We start from the raw sequence: 6,550 nt of genomic DNA on the forward strand, positions 1-6,550 counted from the left end.
AGCAATGAGCAAGCTGCGCGTGGCCGTTCTCGGCGCCAAGGGCCGTATCGGCTCCGAGGCGGTACGAGCCGTCGAAGCCGCCGACGACCTGGAGCTCGTGGCCGCACTCGGCCGGGGCGACAAGCTGGAGACCCTCGCCGAGACCGGCGCCCAGGTCGCCGTCGAGCTGACCACCCCCGCCTCGGTGATGGAGAACCTCGAGTACTGCGTCGGCCACGGCATCCACGCGGTGGTCGGCACCACCGGCTGGACCGACGAGCGGCTCGCGCAGCTCGACACCTGGCTCTCCGCCTCCCCGGAGACCGGTGTGCTCATCGCGCCGAACTTCTCCATCGGCGCGGTCCTCACCATGAAGTTCGCCCAGCAGGCGGCCCGCTACTTCGAGTCCGTCGAGGTCATCGAGCTCCACCACCCCAACAAGGCCGACGCCCCCTCGGGCACCGCCGCCCGCACCGCCCAGCTCATCGCCGCCGCCCGCCGCGAGGCGGACCGCGCTCCGCAGCCCGACGCCACCAGCACCGCGCTGGACGGGGCGCGCGGCGCCGACGTCGACGGCATCCCGGTCCACTCGGTCCGCCTCCGCGGTCTCCTGGCCCACCAGGAGGTACTGCTCGGCGGCGAGGGCGAGACCCTCACCATCCGGCACGACTCCCTGCACCACAGCAGCTTCATGCCCGGCATCCTGCTGGGCGCCCGCCGCGTGGTGACCACTCCCGGCCTCACGTTCGGCCTGGAACACTTCCTCGACCTGAACTGACTGGCCCCGCCATGCGCGCAAAGATCACTTACGTCGTCACCGCAGCCGTCCTGGTCTTCTACTTCGTCCTGGTCGGCAGCCGTGGCGTCCTGCTCATCAAGCACGGCACCCTCATCACGGTGACCTTCGGGATCGCCGTGCTGGTCCTGCCGGCGATCGGCGTGTGGTTCCTGTGGAAGAACACCCAGTTCGTCCGCAGGGCCAACGCCCTGGCCGCCGAACTGGACGCGGAGGGCGGCCTCCCCGTCGACGAACTGCTGCGCACGCCCAGCGGCCGCATCGACCGCGCCTCCGCCGACGCGGTGTTCGAACGACGCCGCGAGGAGACGGAGGACACCCCGGACGACTGGCGCTGCTGGTTCCGCCTGGCGGTCGCCTACCAGGACGCCCGGGACACCCCCCGAGCCCGCAAAGCCATGCAACGAGCGATCGCGTTGCACCGCAGCACCCGGCCGGACGAGCACCCCAGCCCGTCCGGCGACCTCTCCAGCCCGTCCGGCGTTTGAGGACAAAAAAGGAGCCGTCCGGCGATTGAGGACACCTCAGTCACCGGACGGCTCGCGCCGCGAAACCGCTACCGTGGCCGGTATTCATCCCCCCAGGCCTCGATCGTGTCGGCGGCACGATCAAACGCCTCCCCCCGCGCGAGAAAATCCGCGTTGGAGTCCGTGAGCAACGGCGGCACCGCGTCCCCGCCCTTGCGGACGACGATCAGCGCCTGACCCTGCACGGTACGGGGGAACCCGAGCCACTTCACCGGCTGCTGCACCGTACGTACGGCAGTGGCCCGGCTCCACGGAACGGTCGTCGTACGGAAGAAGCCCACCCGGCGCACACCGTGGCGGCTCACCCACGCGCCGATGCGCAGCATCCGCAGGGCGCACAGGATGATCGCGAGGGCGAGCGCGAGACACGCGCCCGCCCCCGGCAGCGCTCCGGCGAACGCGATGATCATCCCGGCGAACAGGATGAACGAGGCGAGCAGCAACAGCCCGGCCGCGGCGGCGACCCGCCACGGACCGGGACGGTAGGGCCGCCGCCAGCTGTCGTGGTCGTCGAACGGCAGCGCCACGTCCTCCGCGTTCGTGTCAAACGCGCGGTCGGCCGTCAGGAAGGGCAGGGGCACGACTGATCCTCACTCACAAGCACGCTCGATTGCTGTGCCCGGTGAGGCTACCGAGGAGATGCCCGGACCGACCACCCCAGGGGGTCCGTCCGGGTCAGCGCCCGTGCGCGGCCTCGGTCTGCTGCGTGTGCGCCGGAGCCTGCCCGGGCCCCAGCGCCGGCAGGCCGAGAAGCAGCGACCCTGCGATGCCGCCGACGACGACGAGGCCGATCAGGACGCGTCCCGCCCGCTCGGAGACCGTACTGCGGGGACGGGGAGGAGGTGTGACGTTACTGCGGAACCGCTCGGACTCGGCTACGAACGAGAACGGGACGGATTCACGCCGGCGGAACATGGGGTGGCTCTCCTTGGAGTCTCTTTCGGGTGGTGCTACCGAGTCAGACGCACGCCTACCCCATTCGGTGCCCCGAATCGCCGATTCGCCCGACGAAATCATGAAAATCTCCGGCTCGGAGCCGCTGGTGAGCACGTCCTCCCCCAGCCCGTAGAGTTGTCGCCGCCCGAGCGATGCCATTGGAAGGACCCTGCCGGTGACCGACACCCCCGAGCCCACGAAGGCCCATTTCCGCAGCGACGTCACCGTCGACCTGGTGAAATCCGCTGCGGGGGACGCCGACGTGCTGTTCGCCGCCCGTGTGTCCACGGCCGGTGAGCAGTCCCTGGAGGAGATCGCCAAGGACCCCGAGCGCTCGAAGGGCCTCATCAACTACCTGATGCGGGACCGGCACGGCAGCCCGTTCGAGCACAACTCGATGACCTTCTTCATCAGCGCCCCGATCTTCGTGTTCCGCGAGTTCATGCGGCACCGCGTCGGCTGGTCGTACAACGAGGAATCGGGGCGCTACAGGGAGCTGCAGCCCGTCTTCTACGTCCCCGACACGTCCCGCAAGCTCATCCAGCAGGGCCGCCCCGGCAAGTACGAGTTCGTCGAGGGCACACCGGAGCAGCACGCGGTCACCAGCCGGGCCATGGAGGAGTCGTACCGGCAGGCGTACGAGGCGTACCAGGAGATGCTGGCGGCCGGTGTGGCCCGGGAGGTGGCCCGGGCGGTGCTCCCGGTCGGCCTGTTCTCCACGATGTACGCCACGTGCAACGCGCGCTCCCTGATGCACTTCCTCGGCCTGCGCACGCAGCACGAGATGGCGAAGGTGCCCTCGTTCCCGCAGCGGGAGATCGAGATGGTGGGCGAGCAGATGGAGGCCCACTGGGCCCGGCTCATGCCGCTCACCCATGCAGCCTTCAACAAAAATGGACGCGTCGCCCCATAGGGCGGTGTCCGTATTGCGGCGTTTCGAGAAGTTCATCTAGGCTGATCAAACGGACCCGGCACTGCTTGAACCCCCGAGCAGGCAGTGCCGGGCTCCTCTTGCTTGTCCCCCCGAGGGGGCACCGTGCGTCGAGCAGCGAGTAGCGTGTTACCCATGGCTCCGATCTCCACTCCGCAGACCCCCTTCGGGCGGGTCCTCACCGCTATGGTCACGCCGTTCACGGCGGACGGCGCTCTCGATATCGAGGGCGCGCAGCGGCTCGCCACCCACCTGGTGGACGCAGGCAACGACGGCCTGATCATCAACGGCACCACCGGCGAGTCCCCGACCACCAGCGACGCGGAGAAAGACCAGCTCGTCAGGGCCGTCCTCGAAGCGGTGGGCGACCGGGCACACATCGTCGCCGGCATCGGGACCAACGACACCCGGCACAGCATCGAGCTGGCCCGCGCCGCCGAGCGCAGCGGCGTCCACGGCCTCCTCGCCGTGACCCCGTACTACAACAAGCCGCCGCAGGAGGGTCTGCTGCGGCACTTCACCGCCATCGCGGACGCCACCGGCCTGCCGGTGATGCTCTACGACATCCCGGGCCGCAGCGGTGTGCCGATCGACACGGAGACGCTCGTACGGCTCTCCGAGCACCCCCGGATCGTCGCCAACAAGGACGCCAAGGGCGACCTGGGCCGCGCGAGCTGGGCCATCACACGTTCGGGCCTCGCCTGGTACTCCGGCGACGACATGCTGAACCTCCCCCTGCTGTCCGTCGGCGCCGTCGGAGTGGTCTCCGTCGTCGGCCATGTCGTCACCCCGGACCTGCGGGCGCTCATCGAGGCCCACCTCGGCGGAGACGTGCAGAAGGCCACCGAGATCCACCAGAAGCTGCTGCCGGTCTTCACCGGCATGTTCCGCACCCAGGGTGTGATCACCACCAAGGCCGCACTGACGCTCCAGGGCCTCCCGGCGGGCCCGCTCCGGCTGCCCCTGGTCGAACTGACCGCGCAGGAGACGGCCCAGCTCAAGATCGATCTCGCCGCCGGCGGGGTAGAGCTCTGACAACGGACTTCACAACTGAATACGCGAAACACAGCTGCACACGTGGGGAAGCCCGCACCACAGCACCACAGCACCACCCAAGACAACAGCAAGTGCACGAATGACATGCGCGCCACGTGCCCAAGCGGTACGTGGCGCGCGTGGTAAGGAGAGTCTTTTGAGTCATCCGCATCCTGAACTCGGCACCCCGCCGAAGCTCGCGAAGGGCGCCCTCCGGGTCACCCCGCTCGGCGGCCTCGGTGAGATCGGCCGGAACATGACGGTCTTCGAGTACGGCGGCCGCCTGCTCATCGTCGACTGCGGTGTCCTCTTCCCCGAGGAGGAGCAGCCCGGGATCGACCTGATCCTGCCGGACTTCACGACCATCCGGGACCGTCTGGACGACGTCGAGGGCATCGTCCTCACGCACGGCCACGAGGACCACATCGGCGGTGTCCCGTACCTCCTCCGCCTGAAGCCGGACATCCCGCTCATCGGCTCCAAGCTGACCCTCGCGCTGATCGAGGCCAAGCTCCAGGAGCACCGCATCCGTCCGTACACCCTGGAGGTGGCGGAGGGGCAGCGCGAGCGCATCGGCGTCTTCGACTGCGAGTTCGTCGCGGTCAACCACTCGATCCCGGACGCCCTCGCGGTCGCCATCCGGACCCCTGCGGGCATGGCCGTCGCCACCGGTGACTTCAAGATGGACCAGCTCCCGCTGGACGGCCGCCTCACCGACCTCCACGCGTTCGCCCGGCTGAGCGAGGAGGGCATCGACCTTCTGCTCTCCGACTCCACGAACGCCGAGGTCCCGGGCTTCGTGCCGCCTGAGCGGGACATCCAGAACGTTCTGCGCAATGTCTTCGCCAATGCGCAGAAGCGCATCATCGTGGCCAGCTTCGCCAGCCATGTGCACCGCATCCAGCAGATCCTGGACACGGCGCACGAGTACGGCCGCCGGGTCGCCTTCGTCGGGCGTTCAATGGTTCGCAACATGGGCATCGCGCGTGACCTGGGCTATCTGAAGGTCCCCGCCGGGCTCGTCGTCGACGTCAAGACCCTGGACGACCTGCCGGACGACGAGGTCGTGCTCGTCTGCACCGGTTCGCAGGGCGAGCCGATGGCGGCCCTCTCCCGGATGGCCAACCGCGACCACCAGATCCGTATCGTCCAGGGCGACACGGTCATCCTGGCCTCTTCCCTGATCCCGGGGAACGAGAACGCGGTCTACCGAGTGATCAACGGCCTCTCGCGCTGGGGCGCCAACGTCGTCCACAAGGGCAACGCCAAGGTCCACGTCTCGGGCCACGCGTCGGCCGGCGAGCTGCTGTACTTCTACAACATCTGCCGCCCGAAGAACCTGATGCCGGTCCATGGCGAATGGCGCCATCTGCGGGCCAACGCCGAGCTGGGTGCCCTGACCGGCGTACCGAAGGACCACATCGTCATCGCCGAGGACGGCGTGGTCGTGGACCTCATCGACGGCAAGGCGAAGATCGTCGGCAAGGTCCAGGCCGGTTACGTGTACGTCGACGGCCTCTCCGTCGGCGATGTCACGGAGACCTCGCTCAAGGACCGCCGCATCCTCGGAGACGAGGGCATCATCTCGGTGTTCCTGGTGGTCGACAGCACCTCGGGCAAGATCGTGGGCGGCCCGCACATCCAGGCTCGTGGCTCCGGTATCGACGACGCCGCGTTCATCGCGGTCGTTCCGAAGATCGAGGACGCGCTCAACAAGTCGGCCCAGGACGGCGTCATGGAGCCCCACCAGCTCCAGCAGCTGATCCGCCGCACGGTGGGCAAGTGGGTCTCGGACACCTACCGCCGGCGCCCGATGATCCTCCCCGTCGTCGTCGAGGTCTGACCCTCCGACAGGCGCGAACTCCGGAGCGGGGCCCCCGATTTGCATCGGGGCGCCCCGCTCCAGTACCTTTACGTCTCCACCTCACCGGGAAGCAGCGAGCGCACCCGTGCGCCCCGAAGCTTCCGAGGGGGGGTGGAAATTCCGACTCAGAACTTCTGATAAAGTCGGAGCCGCCGGAAAGGGAAACGCGAAAGCGAAGAACTGGAAAGCGAAAACTGCTTGACCCGCTTCGACCGGGAATCGGACACGAAAGAGTCTGATAGAGTCGGAAACGCAAGACCGAAGGGAAGCGCCCGGAGGAAAGCCCGCGAGGGTGAGTACAAAGGAAGCGTCCGTTCCTTGAGAACTCAACAGCGTGCCAAAAGTCAACGCCAGATATGTTGATACCCCGGCCTGCTTCGGCAGGTTGGAGGTTCCTTTGAAAGTCCTGCACGGTCCTTCGGGTCCGGGTAGGCAAAACACAGCGAGGACGCAGTGGACGACGGGTCATATTCCGACCTTGT

Annotated in this window: 7 protein-coding genes; 5 read left to right on the forward strand and 2 right to left on the reverse strand. The window is 68.1% G+C overall.

Features of this window, described 5'->3' with window-relative positions; genetic code table 11:
• The first annotated feature begins 4 nt into the window (after nucleotides 1–4).
• Together dapB and ACLQ2N_RS03800 are read left to right on the forward strand one after the other, a co-directional pair.
• Complete coding sequence (dapB, locus tag ACLQ2N_RS03795; protein WP_425808918.1) at nucleotides 5–757, forward strand: 4-hydroxy-tetrahydrodipicolinate reductase; 753 nt, start codon at nucleotides 5–7, stop codon at nucleotides 755–757.
• Nucleotides 758–768: 11 nt separating this feature from the next.
• Nucleotides 769–1,263: a hypothetical protein gene (locus ACLQ2N_RS03800; RefSeq protein WP_425808920.1), complete on the forward strand. Its 495-nt coding sequence runs from the start codon at nucleotides 769–771 to the stop codon at nucleotides 1,261–1,263.
• 68 nt (nucleotides 1,264–1,331) lie between these two features.
• Here the strand turns inward: ACLQ2N_RS03800 and ACLQ2N_RS03805 are convergent, their stop codons facing one another.
• Entirely contained in the window at nucleotides 1,332–1,883 is a 552-nt protein-coding gene (locus tag ACLQ2N_RS03805) for a hypothetical protein (RefSeq protein WP_425808922.1), read from the reverse strand.
• A gap of 94 nt (nucleotides 1,884–1,977) precedes the next feature.
• Complete coding sequence (locus tag ACLQ2N_RS03810; protein ID WP_425808924.1) at nucleotides 1,978–2,217, reverse strand: hypothetical protein; 240 nt, start codon at nucleotides 2,215–2,217, stop codon at nucleotides 1,978–1,980.
• Nucleotides 2,218–2,413: 196 nt separating this feature from the next.
• Between ACLQ2N_RS03810 and thyX the strand changes: the two genes are divergently transcribed.
• The 3 genes from thyX to ACLQ2N_RS03825 all read left to right on the forward strand — a co-directional run bounded on the left by thyX (nucleotide 2,414) and on the right by ACLQ2N_RS03825 (nucleotide 6,047).
• Nucleotides 2,414–3,151, forward strand: a complete 738-nt coding sequence (thyX, locus tag ACLQ2N_RS03815; RefSeq protein WP_425808926.1) for an FAD-dependent thymidylate synthase — start codon at nucleotides 2,414–2,416, stop codon at nucleotides 3,149–3,151.
• Between the two features lie 153 nt (nucleotides 3,152–3,304).
• Nucleotides 3,305–4,204: a 4-hydroxy-tetrahydrodipicolinate synthase gene (gene dapA / locus ACLQ2N_RS03820; RefSeq protein WP_425808928.1), complete on the forward strand. Its 900-nt coding sequence runs from the start codon at nucleotides 3,305–3,307 to the stop codon at nucleotides 4,202–4,204.
• A gap of 157 nt (nucleotides 4,205–4,361) precedes the next feature.
• Nucleotides 4,362–6,047 (forward strand): ribonuclease J, encoded by a 1,686-nt coding sequence (locus tag ACLQ2N_RS03825; RefSeq protein WP_425808930.1) that lies wholly within the window; start codon nucleotides 4,362–4,364, stop codon nucleotides 6,045–6,047.
• The last annotated feature ends 503 nt before the right edge of the window (nucleotides 6,048–6,550 follow it).

The organism is Streptomyces sp. DT224, from assembly GCF_049844595.1.
Taxonomy (GTDB): domain Bacteria; phylum Actinomycetota; class Actinomycetes; order Streptomycetales; family Streptomycetaceae; genus Streptomyces.

What these genes read in the sequence shown, in the direction of transcription:
- dapB (WP_425808918.1), top strand. Translation starts at nt 5, where the DNA reads ATGAGCAAGCTGCGCGTGGCCGTTCTCGGCGCCAAGGGCCGTATCGGC.
- ACLQ2N_RS03800 (WP_425808920.1), top strand. Translation starts at nt 769, where the DNA reads ATGCGCGCAAAGATCACTTACGTCGTCACCGCAGCCGTCCTGGTCTTC.
- dapA (WP_425808928.1), top strand. Translation starts at nt 3,305, where the DNA reads ATGGCTCCGATCTCCACTCCGCAGACCCCCTTCGGGCGGGTCCTCACC.
- ACLQ2N_RS03810 (WP_425808924.1), bottom strand. Translation starts at nt 2,217, where the DNA reads ATGTTCCGCCGGCGTGAATCCGTCCCGTTCTCGTTCGTAGCCGAGTCC.